Source organism: Nodosilinea sp. LEGE 07088 (assembly GCF_015207395.1).
Lineage (GTDB): Bacteria > Cyanobacteriota > Cyanobacteriia > Phormidesmidales > Phormidesmidaceae > Nodosilinea.
Genome location: NZ_JADEWX010000073.1, coordinates 1 through 26,256, shown reverse-complemented (window position 1 = coordinate 26,256; position 26,256 = coordinate 1). Strand labels below are relative to the sequence as shown.

General features: G+C 58.8%; 24 protein-coding genes and 1 pseudogene. 11 read left to right on the top strand and 14 right to left on the bottom strand.

The genetic code is table 11. The annotated features are described in order from the left end of the window. The 4 genes from IQ254_RS16600 to IQ254_RS16585 all read right to left on the bottom strand — a co-directional run. A partial coding sequence (locus tag IQ254_RS16600) for a hypothetical protein (RefSeq protein ID WP_193967274.1) occupies positions 1–637 on the bottom strand: 637 nt, incomplete at its 3' end. Positions 638–675: 38 nt separating this feature from the next. After that, positions 676–1,272, bottom strand: a complete 597-nt coding sequence (locus IQ254_RS16595; RefSeq protein WP_193967273.1) for a hypothetical protein — start codon at positions 1,270–1,272, stop codon at positions 676–678. A 97-nt stretch (positions 1,273–1,369) separates the two neighbouring features. Beyond that, positions 1,370–2,581, bottom strand: coding sequence for a M20 family metallopeptidase (locus tag IQ254_RS16590; protein WP_193967272.1), 1,212 nt, complete (start codon positions 2,579–2,581; stop codon positions 1,370–1,372). Between the two features lie 156 nt (positions 2,582–2,737). Then, positions 2,738–3,634: an AEC family transporter gene (locus IQ254_RS16585; protein ID WP_193967271.1), complete on the bottom strand. Its 897-nt coding sequence runs from the start codon at positions 3,632–3,634 to the stop codon at positions 2,738–2,740. 96 nt (positions 3,635–3,730) lie between these two features. Between IQ254_RS16585 and IQ254_RS16580 the strand changes: the two genes are divergently transcribed. Then, complete coding sequence (locus IQ254_RS16580) at positions 3,731–4,003, top strand: hypothetical protein (protein WP_193967270.1); 273 nt, start codon at positions 3,731–3,733, stop codon at positions 4,001–4,003. Here IQ254_RS16580 and IQ254_RS16575 read toward each other — a convergent pair. Continuing rightward, complete coding sequence (locus IQ254_RS16575; protein ID WP_193967269.1) at positions 4,000–4,203, bottom strand: hypothetical protein; 204 nt, start codon at positions 4,201–4,203, stop codon at positions 4,000–4,002. The two genes, IQ254_RS16580 and IQ254_RS16575, sit on opposite strands and share 4 nt — an antisense overlap. A gap of 98 nt (positions 4,204–4,301) precedes the next feature. Here IQ254_RS16575 and IQ254_RS16570 point away from each other — a divergent pair, with 98 nt between their 5' ends. Continuing rightward, positions 4,302–5,000, top strand: a complete 699-nt coding sequence (locus tag IQ254_RS16570; protein ID WP_193967268.1) for a response regulator transcription factor — start codon at positions 4,302–4,304, stop codon at positions 4,998–5,000. A 540-nt stretch (positions 5,001–5,540) separates the two neighbouring features. Here IQ254_RS16570 and IQ254_RS16565 read toward each other — a convergent pair. The 3 genes from IQ254_RS16565 to IQ254_RS32150 form a co-directional block, all read right to left on the bottom strand. After that, positions 5,541–5,939 (bottom strand): PPC domain-containing DNA-binding protein, encoded by a 399-nt coding sequence (locus IQ254_RS16565; RefSeq protein WP_193967267.1) that lies wholly within the window; start codon positions 5,937–5,939, stop codon positions 5,541–5,543. A gap of 89 nt (positions 5,940–6,028) precedes the next feature. After that, a complete protein-coding gene (locus tag IQ254_RS16560) occupies positions 6,029–7,711 on the bottom strand; it encodes an MBL fold metallo-hydrolase (protein ID WP_313887476.1) in 1,683 nt (560 codons plus the stop codon). Positions 7,712–7,771: 60 nt separating this feature from the next. Further along, positions 7,772–7,894 (bottom strand): hypothetical protein, encoded by a 123-nt coding sequence (locus IQ254_RS32150; RefSeq protein WP_017297736.1) that lies wholly within the window; start codon positions 7,892–7,894, stop codon positions 7,772–7,774. A 60-nt stretch (positions 7,895–7,954) separates the two neighbouring features. Here IQ254_RS32150 and IQ254_RS16555 point away from each other — a divergent pair, with 60 nt between their 5' ends. From IQ254_RS16555 to IQ254_RS16535, 5 genes are all read left to right on the top strand, one after another. Then, complete coding sequence (locus IQ254_RS16555; RefSeq protein ID WP_313887475.1) at positions 7,955–8,623, top strand: DNA-3-methyladenine glycosylase; 669 nt, start codon at positions 7,955–7,957, stop codon at positions 8,621–8,623. A 70-nt stretch (positions 8,624–8,693) separates the two neighbouring features. Next, complete coding sequence (locus IQ254_RS16550; RefSeq protein ID WP_193967266.1) at positions 8,694–9,098, top strand: TolC family protein; 405 nt, start codon at positions 8,694–8,696, stop codon at positions 9,096–9,098. A gap of 86 nt (positions 9,099–9,184) precedes the next feature. Beyond that, on the top strand, positions 9,185–9,406 hold the full coding sequence (locus tag IQ254_RS16545; RefSeq protein WP_193967265.1) for a hypothetical protein: 222 nt from the start codon (positions 9,185–9,187) through the stop codon (positions 9,404–9,406). A 136-nt stretch (positions 9,407–9,542) separates the two neighbouring features. Further along, a complete protein-coding gene (locus IQ254_RS16540; RefSeq protein WP_193967264.1) occupies positions 9,543–12,158 on the top strand; it encodes a chloride channel protein in 2,616 nt (871 codons plus the stop codon). Positions 12,159–12,577: 419 nt separating this feature from the next. Beyond that, positions 12,578–13,195 carry a PTPA-CTERM sorting domain-containing protein gene (locus IQ254_RS16535; RefSeq protein WP_193967263.1) on the top strand — a complete coding sequence of 206 codons (618 nt, stop codon included), beginning with the start codon at positions 12,578–12,580 and terminating at the stop codon, positions 13,193–13,195. Between the two features lie 81 nt (positions 13,196–13,276). On the opposite strand, the gene IQ254_RS16530 is transcribed toward IQ254_RS16535, so the two are convergent. The 4 genes from IQ254_RS16530 to bchD form a co-directional block, all read right to left on the bottom strand. After that, positions 13,277–14,305 (bottom strand): DUF389 domain-containing protein, encoded by a 1,029-nt coding sequence (locus tag IQ254_RS16530; protein WP_228040801.1) that lies wholly within the window; start codon positions 14,303–14,305, stop codon positions 13,277–13,279. A gap of 136 nt (positions 14,306–14,441) precedes the next feature. Further along, the gene (locus IQ254_RS16525; protein WP_228040800.1) at positions 14,442–15,476 is read right to left on the bottom strand and encodes a pentapeptide repeat-containing protein; all 1,035 of its coding nucleotides are present in this window, start codon (positions 15,474–15,476) and stop codon (positions 14,442–14,444) included. After that, positions 15,451–17,343: an adenylate/guanylate cyclase domain-containing protein gene (locus tag IQ254_RS16520; protein WP_193967261.1), complete on the bottom strand. Its 1,893-nt coding sequence runs from the start codon at positions 17,341–17,343 to the stop codon at positions 15,451–15,453. The genes IQ254_RS16525 and IQ254_RS16520 overlap by 26 nt, the downstream gene beginning before the upstream one ends. A 130-nt stretch (positions 17,344–17,473) precedes the next feature. Continuing rightward, positions 17,474–19,510, bottom strand: coding sequence for a magnesium chelatase ATPase subunit D (gene bchD / locus IQ254_RS16515; RefSeq protein WP_193967260.1), 2,037 nt, complete (start codon positions 19,508–19,510; stop codon positions 17,474–17,476). Between the two features lie 303 nt (positions 19,511–19,813). Here bchD and IQ254_RS16510 point away from each other — a divergent pair, with 303 nt between their 5' ends. Next, positions 19,814–20,422: a hypothetical protein gene (locus tag IQ254_RS16510; RefSeq protein WP_193967259.1), complete on the top strand. Its 609-nt coding sequence runs from the start codon at positions 19,814–19,816 to the stop codon at positions 20,420–20,422. 109 nt (positions 20,423–20,531) lie between these two features. Beyond that, positions 20,532–20,930, top strand: coding sequence for a gamma-glutamylcyclotransferase (locus tag IQ254_RS16505; protein WP_193967258.1), 399 nt, complete (start codon positions 20,532–20,534; stop codon positions 20,928–20,930). A gap of 31 nt (positions 20,931–20,961) precedes the next feature. Here IQ254_RS16505 and selD read toward each other — a convergent pair whose 3' ends face one another. Continuing rightward, a complete protein-coding gene (gene selD, locus IQ254_RS16500; RefSeq protein WP_193967257.1) occupies positions 20,962–23,223 on the bottom strand; it encodes a selenide, water dikinase SelD in 2,262 nt (753 codons plus the stop codon). A gap of 437 nt (positions 23,224–23,660) precedes the next feature. Between selD and IQ254_RS16495 the strand changes: the two genes are divergently transcribed. Then, positions 23,661–25,562: a transketolase C-terminal domain-containing protein gene (locus tag IQ254_RS16495; RefSeq protein ID WP_193967256.1), complete on the top strand. Its 1,902-nt coding sequence runs from the start codon at positions 23,661–23,663 to the stop codon at positions 25,560–25,562. Between the two features lie 119 nt (positions 25,563–25,681). Continuing rightward, positions 25,682–25,978 (top strand): annotated as a pseudogene (locus tag IQ254_RS16490) (sugar O-acetyltransferase); the annotation flags it as partial. A 4-nt stretch (positions 25,979–25,982) separates the two neighbouring features. On the opposite strand, the gene IQ254_RS16485 reads toward IQ254_RS16490, so the two are convergent. Then, the coding region (locus IQ254_RS16485) for a PfkB family carbohydrate kinase (RefSeq protein WP_228040798.1) at positions 25,983–26,256 on the bottom strand (274 nt) is incomplete at its 5' end.

Here is a 26,256-nt window from a genome sequence, read left to right as displayed (position 1 = left end):
GGTCGGGGTTGTTGTGGAGGATGGTTTTGTTGGCGTCGATCAGGGTTTGGAGGCGCTGGGGGAGGGTGTTGTGGTTGCTGGGGTCATCTAGGGTTGAAAGGGCGGTTTGGTCTTGCAGCTGTTGCAGCTGGGCGTGGGTGACCTGGAGGCGATCGCAGCTGTCATCCAAACGCTGCTGGGCCATTTGTCGATAGGCGGGGGTTTCGATCTGGTCGATCACGGCTAGACCATCGGCGACCTGGCCTGAGAGATCGAGCACGGTGTGCAGGGCTTCGAGCAGTTCGACCTGCAAGAGGGGGTCAAGCCCATAGATGCGGGTCGCAAACCGCTGAGATTCTGTAGCCCAGGTCTGCACCTGGCCCCAGGAGTTGTGCGCCGTCGGGGGCACTCGCTGCCCCAGGGCCGTGAACTGCCCCATAAAGACGCGATCGTTCAGCAGGTCGCTGCTGTTAATGTCTGACTGCTCAATGCGAAAGCCTCTGGCCCAGGTGCCGACCATGGCCATGGCTACTCCGGCTCCAGCCAGCCCTGCGATTGGCCTTGGCCCCGCTAAAACAATCAGCAGGGCGTAACCCAGGGCGGTGCCCCCCAGCAGCACATAGGTCTGGGGTAGGCTCCAGAACGTTGGTTGGCGCATACTAACTCGTGTTCCCGCGCGTCTATCGCTACTGTAGCCTACGGCACGATCAGGGTGCCGCCCAGGGCAATGATGGCATCGGAGAGCTGAGCTTCAGCGCTATCGGTGGCGGCGACTAGCAGCAAAAACACCTCGGCATCGCGCTGACGGGCAAAGATCTTGCCGCTGATGGCTTGGGGTGGGGCGGCTCCCTGGCTGAGTCGCCCGCTCCAGTTGATGCGCACGCCGCCGCCCGGAATCGGCTGGACATCGCTGGCGACATAGCCCTCTCCGGCTCCGAAGGTATCTTCAGCGGCGACCACGAGGGCGGCCTCTGGCGACTCAGCCGGGGGTGCAGGGGTTACGGCTACGGTGTAGGCCAAACTGCCATCGGCCGCCTGAAAAACCGGGCTGCCCCCTGCGGAGCTGACGCTGTACCCATCGAAAATGCCGATTTGGAACCGACCCTGGGGATCCTCAAAATTGCCGGTGACCATGGGCAGCGACGCTGCCAACAGCGGCGGTGATGGGTTACCCTGGGCCACCGCCGCAGAGTGGGGCCTGTCTAGGGACATCCCCTGGGCCAGCATCAGGCTGATGCCGAGGGCGATCGCCCCCATCATCAGCACCCTAAACCGTCGCACTAGCGGCCCCATGGCAAATCCCTCTTGCAATAACGGCTAAGCATAGCAAGTCTTGCTCCAGTGCAACCTAGGTATTCCCATGAAGTTAATCTGCATCTCGATTATGCCTCTACGCACAGTAGGCCTCGACACAGCGGGCAAACATCTCGACCCCCAACCCCAAGGCCGTCTCGTCGAAATCAAACCGGGGGTGATGGTGGGGATAGGCCAGGGCCTTATCGGCGTTGGCAGCGCCTAAAAAGAAATAGCACCCCGGTACCGCCTGCAAGAAAAAGGCCATGTCTTCGCCCCCCATGGTGTGGCAGTCGGGCACCACTCCGGCAGGGGTTTCGACGATCGAGAGCGCCACCGATCGCACCAAATCCGCGATCGCCCCATCGTTGATCACCGGGGGATACAGGGCCTTATAGTCGAAACTGTAGCTAGCGCCATGGGCCTGGCAAATGCCTGCAATCACCTGCTCCAGCCGGGGGCCAAAGTAGTTGGCATAATCGGGGTCAAAGTAGCGCACCGTGCCCCCCAGGGTAGCCGTATCGGCAATGATATTTTGGGCCTTGCCAGCGTGGAAATTGCCCACGGTGACCACCGCCGACTTAATCGGGTCAATGTTGCGGGCCACGATGGTTTGCAGAGCGTTGACGATTTGCGCCCCCACCACAATAGAATCCACGGTCTGGTGGGGTAATGCGCCGTGGCCACCTTTGCCCTGCACCGTGCAGCTAAAAAATTCTGAGGCGGCCATCAGCGGCCCGGTGCGCACCCCCACGGTGCCCAGGGGCAGGTTATTCCACAAATGTAGGCCAATCATGGCCTCAACCTCGGGGTTGGTGAGCACCCCAGCCTCGATCATCGGTTTGGCCCCGCCCGGCCCCTCTTCGGCAGGCTGAAAGATGATTTTGACGGTGCCCGCAAAGCCGTCGCGGTGGTGGGCCAGGTAGTGGGCGATGCCCAGGGCGATCGCCACATGACCGTCGTGACCGCAGGCGTGCATCACCCCATCGTGCTGGGAGCAGTAGGGCACCGCGTTTTCTTCTTGAATGGGCAGGGCATCCATGTCGGCCCGCAGACCCAACACAGGGCCGGGGCGAGTCCCGGTAATGACGGCCACTACGCCGGTTTTAGCAATGTTGCGCTGGTGCTCAATGCCCCACTCGCTGAGGCGATCGCCAATAAAGTCGGCAGTCAGCCACTCCTTAAACCCCAGCTCGGGCCTTTGATGCAGGCGGCGGCGCCAGGTTACCAGCTGATCCTGCAGGGCCTGAATCGCGGGGCGAATGCGATCGCGGTTGACGGGCAACGGGGGTGCAGTGGTGGCAAACATAGGAGGGCAGTTTCGGTAAGGTGGCTCTCGTATCAGCATAAACGCTCTGGCCCCGGCCTTAAGTGGACGGCGGCGTATGCCAAGCTGCAAGGGGAGCCGAGGCGATGGGGAGCCGGGGAGCGAGGGGAGGGGAGACTAATTTTCTGCTCAGCATAATTAGGGCGACATACCCGTGAGCAGCGGCGCCATCACCAGCAGATAGAGCGGCACTGCTACCGAGATCAGACCAATGGCAAACCCGCTGTCGAGGTTGTTCTCCTGGGTGAAGAGTAGGGTCAGCATGCTGGGTGGCAGCGACGCCCCCACCAGCACTGCCGCCCGCTCAACCCCGGTCAGGCCAAAGATCAGCGTTGCCAGCCAGCCCAACCCTAGCCCACAACCAATTTTGGCCAGAGCAATCAGCCCATAGCGACCCACCGAACGCCGCTGCACCTGAAATTCCATGCCTAGCAGCAGCAACACCAACAGCAAAAAGCTGCCCCCGGCAATATCCAATAGCCCCAGCAGCAGGTCATTGACCAGCCCCAGCCGATTGACGATTAGCCCCAGCACGATCGCCCAAAAAAATGGAGTTTGCAGCAGCTTGTGGGCGATCGCCCGCACGGTAATACCCGCATTGCCGTACCAGGCCGATAGGCAGTACACCACCGTCAATAAATAGATGCCCTGGGCCAGGTCAAACAGCACAATGCGGCTGAGGCCCACTTCTCCAAAGGCCAGCAGCATCAGCGGATAGCCCACCGCACCGCCTTCGCAGGTAGGGAAGGTGGTAACCAGTGCCCCCGCCTTTGGTCGGGGCCACTTCAGCCAGCGAGCGGCGATCACGGCGATCAGGGTGAGGGGAATGACCACCAGCAGGGCTGCAATCGGTAAATAGATCAAATCGGCGGTGATTGTGGCTGTGGCCAAGGCCTTGAGCACCACCGCAGGCAGCGCCAGGTGGGTCAGCAATAGGCCAATGGTTTTGGCCTCGCCCGGCCCCAGCAGCCCGACCCGACGAAACCCATAGCCAATGCAGCACACCAGGGCCATCGACACAATTTGAATCAGCATGGAGTCGGCGACCTTGGCAAAACACCCCTATCATGACCCACTGCCTCATTTTTGAAGAAGCGTTAGACTGTCAATACACAGTTACAAAAGTTAACAATGCTTCCCGACTTAATTGGCGCTACCCGCGACTACTGGCGCAAGCTGGACGCAGTCGAAGCGGCCTACCGACGCAACGAGCTAACTGCCGCCGAGGTTAATGCCCAGGTCAACGTGCTGATGGCAGAGCTAGGCCAAACCCGGCGGCAGCTGCTGCGTGACTCGTGGGCAATTTTTCAAACCTTTGTGAACCAGCAGGGCGAGGCTCTAGCTGGGGTGGCCGCGTTGGGCGGGCTGGCCTACCTGTGGCTGGTGGCTAATGGGCAGGCTTAGGCTTGCAGTCGGCCACGATTCCCCATAGTTGATGTAGACGATGCTTGGATACCCATAGTGCTAGCGACTGCCCTACCCCAGTAAATTTCCAGAGATTCATGATGGCCCCATCTGTACAGTCGCCACTCGGCCTGGGTCATGACGTCGGGTTCGTGGGCCATGAGGGTGGCAAAGCCCAGATAAAGCAACAGGTTTCGCATGCTGAACCGTCTTCTAGGGCCTTCTAGGGTAGAACTGCTTCTGCCTTTTCAAATCCGAGTTACAGTGAGCATTAATGAGGTGAACTGGGGCAATTTCTATGGCTGAGCAAAGCGGCAATATTCTACTGGTCGACGATGAGCCAGGGCTGCGCGAGGCTGTGCAAGCCTATCTTGAAGATAGCGGCTTTACCGTGCGCCCGGCCAGCAACGCCAAAGAAGGGTGGGATCTGCTCCAGCAGGAGACGCCCGACGTGCTGATCTCTGACATTATGATGCCCCAGGTCGATGGCTATGCCTTTTTGGCCCAGGTGCGCGACGACATTCGTTTTAAGGGGCTGCCGGTGCTATTTTTGACGGCGCGGGGCATGACCAGCGATCGCATTCAAGGCTATAACTCGGGCTGCGACGCCTATTTGTCTAAACCCTTCGACCCCGAAGAATTGGTCGCTATTGTCACCAGCCTGATGGAGCGCCGCGCCGCCCAGACCATCGACAGTGGCGATGTGCCCGACATCGCCGTCATGGCCCGCCAGCTGGAAGAAATTAAAGCCATGCTGAGCCAGAAAGGCGGCATCGCCAAGGTGACGTCTGATATCCGCATCGACCTCACCCCCCGCGAGCAGAGCGTCCTCGATCTGGTGGCCGAAGGGCTGATGAACAAAGAAATTGCCAGTCGCCTAGAGACCAGCGTACGCAACGTAGAGAAATACGTTAGCCGCCTGTTTAGCAAAACTGGAACCAATAGCCGCACGGAGCTGGTGCGCTTTGCCCTAGAGCACGGCATGGTAACCACCTAGTGATCCACGGCGCAAGTTTAGATACTATTTCTTAGGGCTAGGGAGCCAGGCGATCCGGAACAGCAGCCATGCCTCTAGGACTGCAGACCCGTGGGTAGCCAGTGAGTGCCACCGCCTCTGCGCAAGTCAGGAAATTCATCTCGCCTGTCGGCTGCGTACTCTTGCAGATGATCCGCCTGGGGTGCCAGAGACGGCGACAGATCAACCCTAACTAAGGTAGCCAAACAGCTAGCAGCTGACAGCAATAGACATCCGTTCGATAGCAGTAAGTATTTGACCATGGCCTTCTTCATGAACTGGTGCTCGCCCTGATCTAGTTTTAGTTAAGCTCAACGCCCTGGGACAGGCCTGCTGCCACAATGCATCAGGTCGCATTAAGGTTGAGTATCAACGAACCTGAGCTACAGGTTTCAGCCAGTGGCAGGTATTTACCGAAGATTTAAGGTCAAATAAAGCGGGGAACCCCAGCCCCGCCCGTGATCTACTGAGCCCCCCGTAGCAGGGCCAGGGAAACTTTAGGGTTCCTCTGGCAACCAGCGCCTACGCCAAAGACTCAACCACCAGTTCTCGGTAGCCGGTGTGGGGGTCGGGCTGGCGGTGCAGCCGGAGGTGGGGCAGATCTGCGATCGCAATCTCCGCCGTGGTGCGAATTAGACATCCGGGCATCAGGTGTCCACCGTAGACCCGGCCTTGAGCATCGGCTACGGCACTGTGCAAATGCATGCCGTGGCGCGACAGCGTGCCAGTGAGCGACAAGAGCTCTAGCGGGCCAGCAATGATCGTGGCCTCGGCGGCGGCGGCAAAGCGCAGGCTGGCCTGGGTCAAACTCCCTAGGGCCGTCAGCATGACGCCGGCCTCCAGGGCCTGGGTCTGGGCAAAGCTATCGAGGGACTGCTTCAAATCTTGACCGGGGAGGAGCCGTAGGCAGTAGGTCTGCATAGAAACATTTTGGTTTGGGGGCTGTACCAGAGCTACGGCGGGTTGAACCTGTCACCGTTCAAAATCGCTCATCCAAAATCAAAAATTTCCTAGGCTGTCGCCTCATCGTCTCGGGCTGGCTGGTTAGGTGACCGGGCCTCAAACTCAGGGCAGACTCCCTCGGGGCTAACCTGGCGGTTATACAGGGGAGAGGTTGAGCAAGCACAGCGGCCCTCGCGCTGATAGTGGCAGGTTTGACAACTGGGCAGTTGCCAAGGGGTAGTGCTGGCGACCGTCCGCAACAGGTCACGCTGGTTAAGCCCTTTAATCATCAGCTCGTTGCCTTGCCAGCGGGCCTGCACTAACCCCGTATCGGCCAGGGCGGCCCAGCGAGGGTCGGTGGTGATATCGTCGGGCAGCAGCAGCAGCACACTGTCATCGACCTGGGTAATTTCGCCCTCGACGACCGGCTCTGGGGCGGCGGGCTGAATGAAGCGATCGCCGATGGGAAATTCGACCTCGTTGCCCACCGAGGGCAGGTGGAGATGGTAGCGGGTTTGCAGTTCCTCAAGCCCCGCCAGGTCGGCCAGGTGGGTGGGCTTGCCGTGCACAAAGGCCACGTGCTGGGGCCGCAGGTTATGAATCAGCTGGGTAATGCCGACGCGATCGCTGTGGGTAGTGAGCTGGTAGGTATCCAGCTGCACTCGCTCACTCTCTAGCTCGGGGCCGAGGGTTTGCAGCCAGCTCAGGGTAGGGCTAGACTCAGCCTTTGAAGTACCCAACACCGTGTCGGCGATGGCCGCAGCCAGCGAGTCGGGCAGCAGCACCGTCCAGGGCTGGAGCGAGTGGCGACAGTGGTCGCTGAGGTCGGCCTCACGGTGGGCGATCAAAATGCAGGGAGAATCGCTCTCAGGCTGTCCGTCTATCCCTAGGCGACGTACCCGCGGCAAAATGCGCTCGTCCCAAAATAGGGGTTGGTGGCGGGCAAAATTCTGCACACTGCTGGGGAACGCGGGCATTAGCTCTAGGTAGAGATCACACCCTGCCGCTACAGTGCCATCGACCCAGACGGTCAGATCTTGGCCGGTAAACTGGTGATGGTTGCGCAATAGCATGACCAACTCCTGGCCAATACCCAGGGTGGGGGTAGGCAGCAGCACCGATCGCCCCTGCTGCACCAGCCTATGGAGGGTGCTGGCCAGCTGGTTTTCCTGCTGGCGGCGGTGGCGGTGGCGGTCGGTACCCGCACTCCCCTCACTGATCAGCAGGTCGGGTTTGAGCCCGCGCAGGGCCTCTAGGGGCAGACCATCCACCAAGCGCGAGTTCGACATAAAAAAATCGCCCGTAAAAAATGCGGTGTAGGGCCGCTGGGGAGCGTGGTAGGTAAACAGGGCACAGGCGGCACCGGGCAAATGCCCCGCTGGCCAAATCTGTACGGTTAAGTCGTCGGCCAGGCTAATCGGGGTCTGCCAGGGCAGCGCCTGACAGAGGTGGGGCGGCACATCCTCGCCCAGCCAGTTGAGGGGCAAGAGCTGGGCTGTTACCTCGCTACCGTAGATGGGCACCTGGGGAAACCGCTGGCTAAACTGCCAAATACCGCGAGCGTGGTCGCTATGGGCGTGGCTGCAAAAGAGCAGGTCGGCGGTTTCAATGCGATCGCGCACCGCCTCCAGCGCGTCCAAATCCCGCAGGCCGCAATCGAGAATGATCCGCCGTGGCCCCATGCGCAACTCTAGGCACAGCCCTTCTTGACCGTGACCCGCACCAAACGGAAAGCAGACCAGATTACTCACAGAGTGGTAAATACCCTAACGACAGCGGCCCGAGCGCAGGCCGATGAACAGGGCTAAACCCTAGTGGGCTGAGCCATTGCCATGGTAGTCATCGGTGTCGTAGAAGCCGTTTTTGGTGCCAAAGAATAGAGTGGCAACCACAAACAATCCGGTGAGCACAGCCAGTACAAGTTTGATATCCATAGGGGCAGTAGGGATGATAAGAGAGCTGCTGTTGTCGGCACCGTTACCGACACCTTAGTTGTGAGCCATTTTAACAAGCCTGCCATGGAAGACACCGAAAGACTTTGTGATCAATCTGTCGGAGATACCCCCGATGCCATTGCCCCAGACTGGCTAGAGCGCTCGTCGCTGGCGGTGGCCCCCGATCTACTGGGCTGTCGCCTGGTGCGCCGCTGGGCCGACGGTCGTCAGCTCAGCAGCACCATTGTTGAAACTGAAGCCTACACCGAGGGCGACCCCGCCTGCCATGCCTACCGTCGCCAGACCCCGCGCAACCGCGTCATGTTTGGCCCACCGGGCTACAGCTACGTGTATTTGATCTATGGCGTCTACCACTGCTTCAACGTGGTCACCGATCGCGATCAGGTGCCCAGCGCTGTGCTCATTCGAGCGATCGAGCTCGACGCCATTCCCCCGTGGCGAGCAGGCTACCGAGCCGAGAAGCCTGCTCGCTGGGGCGCGGGCCCCGGCAAACTGTGCAGGGTACTCGATATCGATCGCACCCTCACCGACCAGCCGCTCACCGCCGACGGTGGCCTCTGGCTCGAACATCGCCAGGCCGGCTGGCATCAGCGCGCCGCAGCGGGCAAAATTCAAATCACCCAGACCACCCGCATCGGCCTCACCCAGGGGGCCGATTTGCCCTGGCGCTGGTACGTCACCGACTCAAAAGCGATCTCCAAACGCTAGTATTGCGGGGCGAGTTGACGCCACCATGCCAGTCCTCTGAGCTCCCTAAACCCCATCTCCGTTCACCCTGATGCCTCTTTCTCCGGTTGATCTAACGCTCACCACCCGGCGAGATGTCACCGGCAACTGGGTGCGATCGGGGCTAACGACCCTGGGCATCTGCATGGGCGTTGATGTAGTAGCGGGTTTAGCGGCTGCCCAATCTAGCTTGCAGCAGGTGGAGGCCGCTGAACGAGAGACGTTCAACGCCCGTCGCCAGCTTGAGGCTGACCAGGCGCGGGGAGATGTTGACCTATTTCAGCTAATTACCCAAGAGGACGTGCTGGTCAACGCTCAAACCAACGAGCTGGCCGCTCGCATCGCATTTCTCAACACCATGGCCACCTTAGATCAAACGGTGGGCATTACGATTGAGCGCTGGGCGGGGGAGGTTGAGCTGGAGCCGGAGTGGGGGAGTGATGGTTTTGGGGAGTGATGGACTCCCCAAAACCCTCCCCCGGGTAGACGGCTGGGCGAGCCACTTACGTAAATATGCTTAGATATAGCGTTTCCCTAATCGCCATGCTGGATGTTCTCAGTTCCACTGTTCGCCCTCTGCTGCTGGATGATCAGGTGCTAGAGGCGGCCTACAAACTCTACATGACGGCTCCGCACGCCTCCTCGCCTGCGATTAGCCTGAGGCGACTGTCAGACATGACCGGCAAAACTCCGCTGCGGTGCCGCAACGCCATTGTTGAGGCGAATGGGCTGGGCCGTTTCCCCGACTGTGAGCTGCATCCCTAGGGCTAGATCAGACCGGATTCAACAGCAGGGGTCAGCTAGTCGGTAGGTTAGAAAAGCCTGAGAGGCTACACTTTGGGTGAGCTAGCGATCGCTCGCTAAGGCTGACCCACCGTTCTACCCCTACCGTTTCTCTCTGATGCTGCAAAAACGCCTAGAGCCGTTGCTAAGCCGCAAGCGGGTCGCCATCGTTGAGGCGTGTGTCATCGGGCTAGTGTCGGGGCTGGCGGCGGTGCTCCTCAAGCAGGGCGTAGAGATCCTGACCCTGTGGCGCACCTCTAGCGATTGGCCGCTGTGGCTGGTGCTGCCGACCATTGGTCTAGTCGGCGGCGGGCTGTCCGGGTTGCTGGTCGAGCGGCTGGCCCCAGAGGCGGCGGGCAGCGGCATTCCGCAGGTGAAGGCGGCTCTGGGTTTTGCAAAGATTCCTCTCAATCTGCGAGTGTCGCTGGTGAAGTTAGGCAGTACGCTGTTGGCGCTGGGCTCTGGGCTCTCATTGGGGCGACAGGGGCCAACGGTGCAGATTGGGGCGGGGCTGGCGGCGCAGCTCAGTCGTTGGGTGCCGACCTCGCCAGAATATCGGCGGCAACTGATCTCAGCTGGGGCAGCAGCGGGTTTAGCGGCGGGCTTTAATGCCCCGATCGCTGGGGTGTTATTTGTGGTTGAGGAACTGCTGCAAGACTTTTCAGATCTCACTCTGGGTAGCGCTATTTTGGCGTCGTTTATCGGGGCGGTGGTGTCGCGATTGCTCGGCGGGCAGGGGCTAAATTTGGCGATGGATGACCGACAAATTAGCTTATCGGTGCACGACCTGCCTTTTTTGATAATTTTAGGGCTATTGGCTGGGCTGTTGGGGGCGCTGTTTCGTCAGGGCATTTTCGGCAGTCTGGTGTTTTTTCGGCAATTTAAGGGGTTGGGCCTGCCAGGGCGCATTGGTCTAGCGGGGTTGATCACAGGCGTAGTAGGGGTTTTCTTGCCCGTGGCGGCGGCAGACAATACGGGCCTGCAGGAGTTTTTGGTGACGGGGTCGGCGGGGTGGCAGCTGATTGCGATCGCCTTTGTGGTCAAGTTTCTGCTCACCCTGCTGGCCTACGGTTCTGGAGCCGCCGGGGGCATTTTTGCCCCCTCCCTAGTGCTAGGGGCCGCGCTGGGGTGCTTGACCAGTTCTTTGGCCCAGGGGTTCTACAGTGGTTTTGGTGCCTGGCCGATCCCCGCAGACCTGGCTAGCACGACCACCTATGCCCTAACCGGTATGGGCGCATTTTTTAGCGCCGTAACGGGGGTGCCGATTACGGCCATTGTCATCGTGTTTGAGATGACCGCCAACTTTAATCTGGTGCTGCCCCTCATGATTGGTTCGGGCATTGCCTACCTGGTATCCGAGCGGGCTAACAATGGCTCCATTTACAATCGGCTGCTGGCCATGCAGGGCATTCATCTCGAACCCGTGGTTCAGGCCAACAACCCCTGGGCCCACCTCAAGGCCTCGGATCTGATGCAGCGCCGAGTTGAAACGCTCTCTAGCCAAATGAGTCTGTCAGAAGTCGTGCAGGCGTTTTCGCGATCGCACCACCGCGGTTTCCCAGTCCTCGAAGAGGGCAGACTCGTGGGGATCATTACCCAGAGCGATCTAGGTGAGGCCACTGCCCAGGGGCTAGATCAATACCTCACCCTGGGCGAAGTGATGACGCACCATCCCGTCACCGTCGCCCCCGACGCCACGCTGCCCCGAGTCCTGCATCTGCTCAACCAACTCAAGCTCAGTCGCCTACCTGTCACCGATGGCAACCGACTTGTTGGCATTATTACCCGCGCCGATATTATCCGGGCTGAGTGCGACCAGGTCAGCGGGGGGCTGACCGAACTTGGCCCCCAGGCCGAACCCTCCTACGTCGTCTTACACCAGTGCGCCCCCGCCACCGGTCAGGGGCGATTGCTAGTGCCGCTGTCTGACCCTCAAACGGCCCCAGACTTGCTCAAAATTGCGGCGGCGATCGCCCACGGCCTGCACTACGAGCTTGAATGCATTCACGTGGTGCGAGTACCCCGCAGCGTCGCCCCCGCCGAAGCCCGAGTTGACCTACAGGCAGTTGAACCCCTGCGCCAGCTCGCTAACTCCTATGCTGCCAACAGTGGCTTGTCGGTTCATTTTCAAGTGCGAGCTGCCCACGAAATTGGCCGTACCCTGCTGGAGGTGATCAAAGAGCGCCATATCGATCTAGTGCTGATGGGCTGGCATCACCCCAACCTCACTCCCGGGCGGGTCATCAGCGGTGTGGTAGACACCCTAATTCGTCAGGCCCCCTGCCAGGTGGTCGTGGTGCGTGCGGGGCGTAATCTTACCTTCGATCGCTGGTTAATTCCCACCGCCGGTGGCCCCAATGCCAATAGCGCTCAACGTCTGTTGCCTGGCCTACTCACCCTAGGTCACGACCCCGAAATTCATCTTTGCACCATCTGTCACCCTGAAAAAGGACAGTGTCTCACCCCCCGGCATATTTCCACCATGGCCGATGCCCTAGAAGCCACCCTAGATCGGCCCGTTCACACCCAGATTTTGACCGATATCTCTGTCTCCCAAGCTATTGTTGATTTTGCCGCCCTTCGCCACAGCGACGTGATCTTGCTGGGCGCCTCCCGCGAAAACCTACTCAGCCAGGTGATCAAAGGCAACATACCCCTCGAAATTGCCCAAAGTATCGATATCACGGTCATTCTGCTGCGCCAAGTCGATGACATACTAGACCCAAGTACTTAGCCTCAAGAGGCCACATCGAATGCATCAGGTTCCCGGTATCGGCAACCTAATGACAAGGCTTTTGCATCGATACGTATCTATGAAGCTTAGATAAACCGTGACGCTCTGAGGAGCAATTTATCGGTTTAGGTCATCTATACTTCAGTACAGGATGCGAACTGCTTTTAATGTAGGATTGCTTTGTCTGAGGGTGCAGCTGTGACTGACATCTACCCAGTTTATGCGCTTTCCCTAAGCTATCACCCTAAGCTCTTCAAACATTTCTATCTACGGTAGAGAAAGTTATCAGAGCTTTAAGGTTTAGGGATAAGCCCAGTATCTACCAACGGTGCACTACATACCGATCGCTTGAGAGCAGGTTTATGCTCTTGCCCCCCTTGGGGTTGATTGTTGTCTATACACACAAGGTAGATCAAATTATGACTATAAGAGCCTTAGGTTTAGGCTTAGGTGCAGCTGTCGCTTTTTCGGCAGTGGCTGTTTTAGAAGCTCCCGTCCAGGCGGCTACCATTGAGGGCAAAACCCTTGACTTTGGTGGTGCAGCTAAGCTGGTAGATACATCTGTCGGTGGTATTGCCACCCTAGATTTTGCCGAAAGCCCTGCTGGTTTGGGTACTCCAGGCGGTACTGTTAACAATGTCAGTCTTGGCACGGCTGCCTTTGGTGGTTTCAACTCTATCTTTTCCATCAGTGATCTACAACTGGAGAAGACATCTGATACAACCTGGGTTTTAAGCGGCGGCCCGGTTGTCTGGCTGAGTGGTTTGGCCAACGGCATTGGTTTCACCCTCGAAGCCTTTGACCTGACGCAGAACCCTTCTAGCTCCTTTGAGGCACTAATTTCTGGGTTCTTTACTCCCTCCGGTCTCGCTGGCAGTGGTAGCCTGACGGCTCAAGGTGGTTTCAAACTTAACGGCACGTCGTTCTCGGCTGATATCACCGCTATTCCAACTCCGGCCTTGCTGCCGGGGCTAGTTGGCTTGGGTTTTGCAGCCCTGCGCAAGCGTAAGCAAGAGGACGCTGAGCAAGAGGCCTAATTGCCCATTGCTTAACCTAGTCGGTTGAACAACACAACGCCCTTAGCTGTGCCAGGCTAGGGGCTTTTTCATGCCGTGTCTTCACCCTTCGTCGGGCAGTTCACTGGTGATTTCTTCCACGGGGCTGACGAAGAAAAGCAGCCTGTAGGGGCGTCTGAGTTCGCGGGCTAAAAACTGTTCTAGTAGCGCCACCTGTTTGGGTGTGACTGGTTCGGGTGCCCATACTGTGAGGGAGATTTCCGGCGGGGTCGTCAGCCAGTTGGTGCTCATATCCACCAGGGTGAGCCGCTGAAAGGTAACGGTGCGATCGAGTAACGCACTTCTGACACTGGCCTCAAGCTGATTTTGGCGCAGCAGCCGCAGGGTGGTTGCCCCCAGGGGAAATACCAGTAGGGCCGTAAATACCAGGGTAATACCCAGGGGGCGGCGGGCTCTTTGAACCATGGAGTAGCCCGACAGTACAAAGGCCACCATGCAGGCTAGGGTAATGCCAAACAGGTTGGTGAGATAAAGCAATAGAGCGCCCAGGCCCAGATTTAGATTCCCCTGGCTGAGCCAGAGGCCGACGACACAGATTGGTGGCATCAGGGCAACGGCGATCGCGGTGCCGGCCACCGTACTCGACAGCTTTGGATCGACCTTGGCAATGCCCGCCAGGGCCCCGGCGGTGACCGCAATGCCCAAATCCAGCAGGGTGGGCTCGGTGCGGGCCATGACCTCGCTACCAAACTGGGCCACCCCGGTGAGTAGCCCCAGCAGAGTAGACATGGTCACCGCCAGGAACGACCCGCCCATCAAAGCCAAAATGCTGGCGCGAATGAGGGGGCGATCGGCTTCTAAAATACCAAAGGCCGCCCCCCGAATCGGCAGCATCAGGGGGGCTATGAGCATGGCCCCGATAATTACAGCGGCGCTGTTAGACAGCAGCCCTAGGGTGGCAATCATGCAGGATCCTACCACCAGCACCAGGTAGCGCCAGCTGAGCTGAGACTCTTCGAGCAAATCCTGGCGCAGCTGAGTTAGATCGCCTGCGGCCACAGGCCGCCGCATGGGGGCACAGAGCCGCTCCAGGTAAGTTGCTGCCTTAAAAAACCCATCCCACAGTCGCATCTGAACTGCCAGCCAACCTCGGTAGCCGTGCTGGCTTGTCGTTCGAAGCCATTGTCTCAGTCGCGACCACTTAAACCTCAAAGTTTAGTCCCCAAGCCAGCGTAGGTAATTTTCTGTCATCAATCATGGCCTATTGTCAGTCATGAATAGTACCGTCAGGCATAGTAGTTCCGGTTAGGGCAATGTTGTGCAGTGTAGCGCTGCTGATCTCGGCCCGTTCCAAAATCGCTTCACTGAGGTCGGCATCGGTGAGGTCGGCCCGGCCTAGGTAAGTTTCTACTAGCATGGCCCGGGTGAGGCTAGAACGACGCAGGCTGATCCGCGACAGGTCGGCCCGGCTGAAGCGGGCGTCGGCCAAATCGGAGTCATCCATTTGGGCCAGGGCCATGACAGCCTCAGTAAAATCGGCTCCCTTAGCGCTGGTGCAGTTGAGATTAGCCTGACTGAGATCGCTACGGGGGAATCGACAATGGGTGAGATCGGCGGCTTCTAAACAGCTGTGGCTAAGATCGACATCGCTTAGATTGGCGTAGCACAGCATTGCCCCCTGAAGGTTGGCACCCTTGAGATTGGCATCGCGCAATACGGCTTCGCTGAGGTTGGCCCCGCTGAGGTCAACATAAGCTAAATCGGCACCAGACAGGTTAGTGCCACGCAAATCAGCGAGGTGGAGTTTGGCCCCGCGCAGGTTAGTTGTATATTTACGATTCTCTTGGCGTAGATTGGCCCCGCGCAGACAAGCTCCCGTTAGGTTAGCACCGCTGAGGTCAGCGTTACGGAGGTCGGCACCGGTCAGGTTGGCATCGAGCAGATCGGCCAGCGTGAGGTCGGCACTACGCAGATCGGCACCTTGGAGGCTAGCGCCATGGAGGTTAGCATCGCGCAGTATCGCAGCCGATAGGTCAGCTTGGTTGAGGTTAGCACCCCCCAGGCGCGCCCGAGAGAGGTTAGCCTGGCGAAATCGTACCCGGGTCAAAAAAGCTAGCATCAGGTTGGCATTTTCTAGGTCAACCTGCACCATATTTGCTCCAATTAAGTCGGCCCCGGCCAGATCAATTCCCACCAGGGTCTTGCCCTTAAAATCCATATCGCCCCGGGCATAGGCATCGAGCAGTTCACGGGCATTCATATCGACAACCGAGGGCTTAGGCGCAGGATCGAGCAGAGGCATGAGCTACAGTCGTGGCCTGATCGGTTACACCAGGCGACCCAGAGACGGTTATCGCCTGATCGGGCTGGGGCTGAACGGAGGAACTGGCTGTAGTTAGGGGTTCTAGAGCAACGTTGGGATCTTTGGGGTAGTAGGCTCGCATGGCCTGGGTAATGGTGCTGGCGACCTGGCCGCCATCGCCAACTCGACCCAGACAATGGGCAATAATGGTTAGTTTACTGTCTAAATCAGCATAGGTGGGGCAGTAGTCAAAGGTCTGTTGGAGTAGATCATCGAGGGTACGGCGGCTGAGGCTGGCCCAGTCTTGATTGGTATAGCCAAAGGGGCCGTTTAGGCAGGAGTAGAGCAGAATTTTCGCTCGCAGTGGATTTGCGTACTGCAAGATATCGCTGCGGAGATCAAAGAGAGCAGTGCGTTCATGCCGTGGACGACCGTCTTCGGGATCACTGCTTAGGGGGTTAGAGAGGGTGCCATGGAGTGTAGTTAAGTCTACTGATGATTCTGGCTGAGCCAGGCTGGTCAAGGTAGTGTGGTTGCTTTCGGCGCTGGGGCCAGACGGCCCCGAGGGGTCGGCTAGGGCAGTAGCATCACTCAAAGCGGTGGCATCAGGGGGCAATTCCTCAGGCTGGCTTTGATACAGCGAGTGCAAACTTTCCAAAATTAATTTGGCTAGGCGCGCATACTGTTTTTTGCGGTTGAGGTGCTTGACAATGCGACCCAATCGATAACGCAGGTCTTGGAGTTTTGGGGCGACGGTGAGAGTCTGTTGAATTAATCCGGGTAGATATAACTCTTGGAGGTAGCCAGGGTCATTTTCCCAACTGTTGTAGCAAAGGCAATAGATCAGCTTACGAATTCGCAGCGCGTCGGAGCCTTGATCTAGCTGTTCAGCCGTGGTTTGGCAGCGCTCCTCTATAGATTTCACTGTCAACTGGGTAGACTCGTCGGTGGTAGTTTCAGGGTTTTGAAACAGCGATCGCCCATACCAGAGCTGTAGTTGCTTGACGACAACGGCGGCCATTTCGCTATAGATATCTTGGCGATTGAGCCCGGCCACGACCTGGTGCAGCTGTTCTTCTAATTCGGGTAGGGTAGGGTAGCGATCGCGCAGTGACAACAGTAGCGATCGCAAATCAAATTGATCGAGTACTGCCGGATCGTTTTCCCAGGCCTTTTGGTAGGTGGCAAACACCAGCTTTTTAATTCGCAGGCTATGGGTGTGGGTACTGAGATTGCGGAGGGCATTGGCCAACAGCGCTTCGGTGGTCATGGGCAGGGTGCAGGTGTGGTCTTCTGACCCATGGGGCCCTGGCTCGGTGTCTTCAGCTTGCAGCGCCAGTTGATAAGCGGGCACCGGTTCGTCAATATTTTTTAGGTGCAGCGGGCCCAGAAAAGTGGCGTGGAGATTAAGTCGGGCTTTGACAACATCGTAGATAGTGCGCGACACACACAGGCCCCGGGGTTTGGCATAGGTCTGGAGACGGGCAGTGATATTCACCCCGTTGCCCATCACATCTTGCTCGCTGACTAGAATGTCGCCCAGGTGTACCCCTATCCGATGGTCGAGGTACTGCTCAGGTTCGAGTCCCTGGGCGAGATCCACCAGCCGCCGCTGCATTTCCAACCCGCATGACACGGCCTCTACCGCGCTCAGAAAATAGATTAGCAGACCATCGCCCGTAGACTTGAGCACCGTACCGCCAAAGTCATGGCAGATATCGCCAATCAAGGTCAAGTCGCGGTCAATTAGGCGCAGAGTTTGCTCTTCGTCGATCGACATACGGGTGCTGAAGCCTACCGCGTCGGTAATCATAATGGCGGCTAACAGTCGCTGCCCTTGGGATAGCGATGACACTCGACGTTCCATGGCAACTCGCGGTGGTGCACAGTCAAGACAGTAGCGTCTTCAAGAGAGACAGAGTTTGAGGGCACTACACTTTACAGGTTGCCCGACTAGACCCTACGATGCACTAATGAGAGTCCGGAACTCAAGCTGTTTACCCAGTCTTCATATCGGCGATCGCACCTCGAGCCATGGCGGCAATGGCCTGATCGGTAGCCTTAGGCAACTGATAATAGCGGCCCCCAGCGGTTTTAGCCAGCTCTTTGCCAAACCCAGTTGACACAAACTTGCGCTCGGTATCAATAATCAGCAATTGATAACCTACGCCACGAATGCGCCCGGCAATGTCTAGCAGTTCCTGTTTAATATCGGGTTTAGGAGCATCGGGTTCGGGCGGTTCGCCCAAAGAACGCGCCAGGGGCACATTACCTCGGCCATCGGTAATCGCCACAATCACAACACTGCCCACATCGCCCGACTGTTGAGCATTTGTTCCCACGCGCACCGCCTGGGTCAGGCCGTGGGCCAAGGGTGAGCCCCCGCCGCAGGGCATGCGCTCTAGCCGCCGTCGCGCCATAGAAATAGAGCGGGTAGGCGGTAACAGCACCTCCGCCTGCTCCCCTCGGAAGGGAATCAGGGCCACCTGATCCCGATTTTGGTAGGCCTCGGTCAACAGCTCCAGCACAGCGCCTTTAGCCGACTGCATGCGGTTTAAGGCCATGGAGCCAGAGGCATCGACGACAAAAATAATCAGCGACCCTGCCTTGCGAGCCAGGCGCTTGGCGCGAATGTCCCCCGGTTCGACAATGACTCGGCGGTTGGGTTCCCGCTCGCGGCGCACCTTTTGGTAGGGGGCTGCCGCCCGGAGGGTGGCATCGACCGCAATTCGGCGCACCGGCCCCTGGGGCAAAAAGGGCTTAATGTATCGCCCCCGTTCTTCCGAAAATATCAGGTTGGCGCTGCCCGATTTTCCCTGACGCCCCGTAGTCTGAGCAAACAACAACATCGATGGGTCGAGAATGACGCCTTCGGGGTCGAATACAAATTCTTCAGGAATAGACGGTGGACTCTCGTCATCGTCGGGGGTATCGTCGTCCTCGTCCTGATCGGGGTCTTGATCTTCGGCGTTATCCTGGGGTTCTTCCTGATTTGGATCGGACGGCGGCGGCGGCGGCGGTTCTTCAGGGCTATCCTGCGGCAGCAGCGAACGGGGCACAATCACCAGCTCTACGGCCACTCGCAGATCGTCGGCGTTGACCTCAGCGCGGCCTTCGAGAGCAGCATGGGCCTTGGCCACCCGCACCGCAAAGAGCTCGGCGCGGTGGCCCTGAATACCGCCCCGCAGGGCCTCAGTTACCAGGTACTGCACCTGTTCACGGCTAATGGTGACGTCTTTGAGCCATGCTCGCGCCAGAATAATCTGGGTTCTGAGAGCGTCGATTTCATCGGCGTAGGTGTTGATCACCGCCTGGGGGTTGTTGGCGAACTGGGTCGATTGCTCCACCGCTGTTACCCGATCTTCTAGGGTCATCGCGCCGTCGGAAGAAAGGGCAATGGCAATGCGATCGAGCAGGTGTTGGCGCAACGGCCCCGCTTCGGGATTGTAGGTGGCAATCAGCAGCGGCTCACAGGGATGCTGGAAACTCAAGCCCTCGCGCTCAAGCTGATTGCGACGGTCGGTGAGGGCGGCGAGCAGTAGATTGGCGATCTGGTCATCAAGCAGATTGATGTCGTCGATGTAGAGCACGCCCCGGTTAGCCGTGGCCAGCAGCCCCGGCTGAAAGATACTCTCCCCCGCTTGAATGGAGCGGGCCACATCGACGGCACCCAGCAGCCGATCTTCGGTCACCCCGAGGGGAATTTGCACAAAGGGGGCTGGGATAACGCGGGTGGGCAGATCGATAGGGTCGCCAGGGTCACCAAAGCGATCGCGGGTTTGATCATCCCACCGCTGGGGAGCCGTGGGATCGGCATTACAGCAGGAGTCTTCGACTACCTCAATGGGAGGCAGAAGCTGATGCAGGGCTCGCGCCATCACCGATTTGGCCGTACCGCGCCGTCCAGCAATGACCACCCCACCCAGACCAGGGTCTACCGCTGCCAGCAGCAGGGCCATTTTAATCGCCCCCTGCTCAACAACTGCCGCCAGGGGAAATACGACTGGAATTGGGGAATCTACTGTGGCCGTCATAACAGATATTGTGATCTGGTCTTTCACCATATCAGGAATTTCTGGGCTCTATCCCTTGCGCCAGGCCAAAGCAAGCGGATCGACCTCAGACTTGATATCACCCCTGGCAGCATTGCGATTTGTTACAAACGGCATGCCGTCTCCGTATCTTCCCTGACTAAAGGCTATTAGGATGGGACAAACCTCCGTTATTTCAACATTGGGAAATGCCCCCTAATCTCCCATGCTATGGAGTAAACCCACTGTGTTGCCTGACATCTGCCTCGGGTAACGGCCCCACCCACTGCACCTTAATTCTGCCCTATGAGCGTCTCCCCTGGCCCCGATTCCCTTGCCTTTTTGGCCACCCAGTCGACAACAGCTATGGCCTGCAAGCTTCTGTTTGACCGTGACCTCTATACCGCTTGTCATGTTCAGGTGCCTGACATTGACCATCGGCTTTCAGCACTTTACGTAGATAGCCAGTTCTATAGTTTTCTAAAAGTTGTTCCCGAAGCCCGGAAGGTCATTGACGTAGTCATGCGTCTAAATAAACGCGACAATAGTGCCGCCGTCACCCAAACACGCCGGGGCTACACTATCTGGGCCCACGAACCCAACGCCCGCCACGCTCCGCCTACCCACAAGCCAGGCTACGGTATGCGTCCCGTGTTTGGCCCCAAGGATTGTCTCATCTTGGCCGACCCAACGGCTTACCAAACCTGCCGATTGCAGGTTCCCGATGTTAGCAAACCGCTGATGGCGCTGACCTACAACAATCGCTACTACAGCTTTTTTAAGCAAGATGCCAATGCCAACAGGCTGCTAGATATCGCCGCTAAGCTGGCTCGTCGGGGCGATGAAACACTTCTGGTGGTTGAACCTAATCAATTTATCCTGGCCCTGTTAGAGCCCAGGGGCCAATTGGCGTAAGGGAGTAAGCAGCGGAGAGCACCCATAACACCCGTGCTCGGAGTAGCGTGATCCTCTAAGGTATAAAGTTGAACCTTGTTGCGCTATCTCTGGCACTGGAACGCTCGCCATGACTGACACTACAGACACGATTACTGTTTTTATTTGCGGTTCGGCCCTGCGCGGTCAGCCCGACAACCAAAACCTTCAGGATGCGACCTTTGTCGGCGCGGCGGAGACAGCTTCGATCTATCGGCTGCATGCGGTGAAAGACGGCTGGCACCCCGGCATTTACGAGGTTGAAACCGACGGCATTGCCATTCCTGGGGAACTGTATGCGATGACCCCCGAACAGTACGCCTATCTGAAAGACAATGAGCCCCCCTACATGTATCCCCATGAGGTGAAGCTGGCCAATGGGGGAATAGCGATCGCGTTTCTCTACCCTAAGGCACTCATCGACGAGCATGGCTGGCCTGATATTTCAGCCTATGGTGGCTGGGCCGCGTACAAGGCGGCGATGGCCTAGGCCGAGCCCAAAACGCTGGCTGCTCCAAGAGTTAAGGCACCAGTTCTAGGACAATATCCGTGGTTGACGGTGCCCTCACCGTGCCCACCATGGCAGCGGTGTAGCCTTGGCCTTTGAGTTCAGCGAGACAAGCCTGGGCCGCAAGGGCAGGGATAGCGGCTAGCAATCCTCCAGCGGTTTGGGGATCAAACAGCAAGGGGTAGACAGGGTGGTCGGTGTGGGCGGGGGCGATCAACTCGGCGGCCTGGAGGTTTTGACCATGGAGGCTACTCAGCAGCCCTGACGCTAGGGTCTCTAGGGCTCCGGTGAGCAATGGCAGCGCCTCTAGCGTCAGGGTTGCGGTCACCCCAGAAGCGCGGGCCATCTCTACCAGGTGCCCGGCTAGCCCAAAGCCGGTGACATCGGTGCAGGCGGTAGCTCCATGGGTACGAAAAATATTGGCGGCGGCCTGGTTAGAGGTGAGCATGTGTGTGATCGCCCCCTCGATCCATCGGCCCTTGGCCTGACCCTGCATGTCAGCGGCAAATAGGGTACCGGTGCCCAGGGGCTGGGTCAGAATCAGCGCATCCCCTGGCTGCATGCCCCCCTTGCGGAGCAGCCTTGAGGGGTCAGCTACGCCATTGCAGGCGAACCCTAGGGCCAGCTGCGGGCCAACCGTCGTGTGTCCACCCACCAGGGGTGTACCGCTAGCTAAGAGTCCTTTATAGGTACCCGCCAGGATTTGGTACAGCATTTCGGCCTGCTTGGCGGGGGTGGCGTAGGGTACCTGAACCAGAGCCAGCACGGTGTGGGGCCGGGCACCCATAGCGTAGAGGTCGCTCAAGCAGTGCTTGAGGCAAATTTGGGCAAAGACAAAGGGATCGTCAACTAGGGCGGTGAAGTAATCAACCGTGTGCACCATCACCTGGCCGGGAGGCACGGTCACCACGGCGGCATCGTCGGGAGCGTCTAGACCAATCAGCACCGCCCCACTGGGAAGCGCTGGGAAATCGTACCGCACCCGGCGTAGAGCTTCAGCTAGGGCGGTGCTGCCTAGCTTAGATCCACAGCCTGCGCAGGGGGGCGGCAGGGAGTAAGAGGGGGGAAGGGGGAGATGAGAAGACATCTCGACCACGGGCAGATCGCGGAAGCGGGCCATGAACTGGCGATCGATGTGGTCTTTCCAGCGGTGGGCCAGGGAGGTCTCGATCGCCAAGGGGCCACGGGAGGCGATCGCCTTGCCGTGCCCGGTTTCAATCAGGGTGAGGAATTCTGTTTGGGGGCGAAACGGCTTTAAGGCATTGCCCTGGACGTAGCGGCGCAGGTTTTCGGTCAGGGGTGGCCCCTGGCGCACGGCGAAAACTCCGGCCTTGGGGCGCGGGTGATGTACCATGGTGGCCACATCCCCCGCCGCAAACACATTGGGGTGGGAGAGGGTTTGCAGAGTGTCGCCCACCTCAATGAAGCCCTGGTCATTGAGGGAGAGACCCGAAGCTTGTAGCCAGTCAGGAGCGCTGGCGCTGGTCACCCAAAAGACGCGATCGCAGCCTACGCTCAACCCCGACGCGCCCGTGACAATTCGCTGGCCGGTGGCGTCATCTAGACATACCTCAACCACCGCTTCGCTGAGGTGGATTTGGATGCCGCGCGATCGCAACACCTTTTCCAATCGCCGTTGCGTCCAGCGATTGCGCTCGGTGGCCAGCACTTCACCCCGATGAAACAGATGCAAAGTCAGGGTAGACGGGGGGTGTCCCAAACTGGTCAACAGCCCTACCAGCCGCTCGTGCAGACCAATGGCGAGCTCTACACCACCCACCCCGCCGCCCACCACCCCCAGAATAAGAGGCTTTTGAGGATTCGCCTCGACCACCTCTACTATCTTTTGCCACTGACGCAGCAGATCGGGCACCGGCTTGGCCGGAATGGTGTACTCCGCTGCACCGGGCACCGACACCGTCGCCGGAGTACTGCCCGTGTCGATCGACAGCACATCGTAGGCGATCGCCGGATGGTTAGCACACAGCACCCGCTGACGGTCTGGGTCAATACCCGTAGCGCGATCGACAATTAGCCGGCACTGGGCAAAGCGGGTCAGGGGGCGTAGATCAATATGGGCCTCGTCGAAGCTGTAGCGACCCGCGACATAGCTAGGCAGCATGCCTGAGTAGGGGGTATCGACTAGGTCGGTGATTAAGGTCAGCCGTACCCCTGCAATCGGGGCCATGCCCCACTGGCGCAGTACCAGGGCGTGGGTGTGGCCGCCACCCACCAGCACGACATCGGTGGAAATTGGAGGCTCAGCCGGGGTCATGGGTCTAGTTCATGCTTGATTGACTGTATGAACAATGTATATCTTCTGGGGCGATCGTTAATCCTTCGCCATTAGACTGGGCGGACGCTGCTGCTGTTGTGCTGGAAGCCGCCCTGGCAGATGTGTTGGTTGACCTGTTGCTGGCAGACATCGAGCGAAAACGCGCCTGGTTACACCAGCAGGGCATTGAAGTTCAGATTACCAGGTGCAAGATGTGAGCTTAGAAAGTTTACTGAGGGAAGGTTACCCCCTCATCCACCCATCCACTTTTCCCTGCCCTTAACCAACTCTTACTGAATAACTTCACAGCCTTGCCAGAGTATTGAATGATGGAGGTAGTGGATTTTTGCTATCTCACTTGGGCGGTGGATTGATTTTATTAAAAACCTCACCTTGCTCCACGCTTCTCTGTAACCAGCTTTTAGGATGAAACCCTTATGACGAGCTTCCCCATTGACCTGGGCGCATACCAGCGGATTTCGCTCGATGCGTCTAACCCCACCCTCACCGACGAGCAGCGTAGCGCTCTGGCGGCCAATATTCAGCTTTGCCGGGATGCGATTGTTTTCTTTACCGCCACTGGTGCGGCGCGCGGGGTGGGTGGCCACACTGGTGGCCCCTACGACACCGTGCCCGAGGTGATGATTCTCGATGCGCTGTTTCGCGGTGCCAGCGACAAGTACGTGCCCACATTCTTTGACGAAGCGGGTCACCGGGTAGCCACTCAGTATCTGATGTCGGTGCTCAACGGCGACATGCCCGCCGAGCAGCTCATGCGCTATCGCGAAGCCCACCAAAAGCTGCCCGGTCACCCCGAGCTGGGGCTGACCCCCGGCGTTAAATTTAGCTCGGGTCGCCTGGGGCACATGTGGCCCTACGTCAATGGTGTCGCTCTGGCTAACCCCGGTAAGGCTGTCTTTTGCCTCGGCTCTGATGGTGCTCAGCAGGAGGGGGATGACGCTGAGGCTGCCCGTTTAGCAGTGGCCAACCACATCAACGTCAAGCTGCTGATCGACGACAATGACGTCACCATTGCCGGTCACCCCTCTCAGTACATGGGGGGTTACAGCGTTAAGAAAACCCTAGAGGGCCACGGCCTGACCGTGCTCGAAGGCGACGGCGAAGATATCGACAGCCTCTACGCCAATATTTGTCAGGCGATCAACACCCCCGGCCCGGTGGCGATTGTCAACAAGCGCCCCATGGCGGTCGGCATTGAAGGGGTGGAGGGCAGCACCCACGGCCACGACGTGGTTTCTGTGAAAGCCGCCATCACCTACCTGGAGGCGAAGGGCCATACCGCCGCCGTCGACGTGCTTAACAGCATTTCCCCGGCTAAGAACGCCTACGAGTTCCTGGGCTCTAGTAAGAACGTGGGGGCCAACCGCAATATGTTTGGCGACGCCATGGTCGAAGTGCTAGGCGGCCTAGATGAAGCTACCCGCAAGGCCAGTGTGCTGGTGGTCGATAGCGACCTGGAGGGCTCCTGCGGTCTGGCCCAGATTCGCAAGGCCTACCCCGAAATCTTTGTCAGCGGCGGCATTCAGGAGCGGGGCAACCTGTCGGCAGCGGCGGGCTTTGGCATGGAGAAGGGGAAGCAGGGCGTGTTCGCCACCTTCGCTGCCTTCTTAGAGATGTGTATCTCTGAGATCACCATGGCGCGGTTGAACTACTCCAACCTGCTGTGCCATTTCTCCCACTCGGGCATTGACGACATGGCCGACAACACCTGCCACTTTGGCCTCAACAACTTCTTTGCCGACAACGGCCTGGATGACGGCTACGAAACCCGTCTCTACTTCCCCGCTGACCCCAACCAGATGAAGGCCTGCGTCAAGAAAGTGTTTGGCGACTCTGGCCTGCGCTTTATTTTCTCGACTCGCTCGAAGGTGCCGATGATATTAGACCCCGACGGCAACGAGATGTTTGGTGGCAACTACACCTTTACCCCCGGTAAAGATGAGGTGATTCGGGAGGGCAGCGCGGGCTACATCGTTACCTTTGGCGACTCGGTCTACCGGGCCCTGGATGCGGTTGAGCGGCTGAAGCAAGAGGGCATTGACGTGGGTCTGATCAACAAGGCCACCCTCAACGTGGTGGATGAGGAGACCATGGCTAAGGTGGGCAAGGCTCCTTTTGTGCTGGTGACGGAGGCCTTTAACCGCAAGACCGGCCTGGGCAGCCGCTTTGGCTCCTGGCTGCTGGAGCGGGGCTACACCCCCAAGTTTGCCTATCTGGGCACCCACGAAGAAGGCTGTGGCGGTCTGTGGGAGCAGTATCCCCACCAGGGCATTGATTCCGCTGGCATTATGGCCAAGGTCAAAGAACTGGTGGGCTAGGTCCACTCATCCTCTCCTGGTAAGGGTGGGTCGCTAGCGCTAAGATCCCCAGGGTTTTTGAAGAACCCTGGGGATCTGTTTTTGGGCAGAAGGTGTTCGCAATGACGCAGAATGCCCACTGCACCATGCTCGACTGCAACTGGGTCACCCTGGGCGACGACGTATTGCTGGCCCCCGATGTGCAAATCTACACGGCCTACCACCCCACTGACCCGGCGGAACGACTAACCGGGGTGGCAATGGCGGCCCCCATTGCGATCGGCAACAACGTCTGGCTGGGTGGCGGGGCGATCGTTTGCCCTGGGGTCACCATTGGCGATAACACCACCATTGGTGCGGGCAGCGTGGTGACCCGGTCGATACCTGCCAACGTGGTGGCGGTGGGCAACCCTTGCCGGGTGCTGCGCGAAGTTTGAGGGGCTACGGGTGCCGTTGACCGAGCAGCAGGGCCGCGACCCGCGATCGCGTCGGCATCGACGCCTGGGCTCCCGGCTCCATCACCGAGGCGGCGGCCACAGCGGTGGCAAACTGTACGGCATCCTCCAATGCCCTGCCTTCGGATAGGGCCACGGCTAACCCGCCGTTAAAGGCATCCCCCGCCGCGACGGTATCGATGGCGGTGACGGGTAGGGCTGGCTGGTGAAAGGTGCGATCGCCCTGGGCCACCACCGCCCCCTGGTCGCCCAGCTTGACC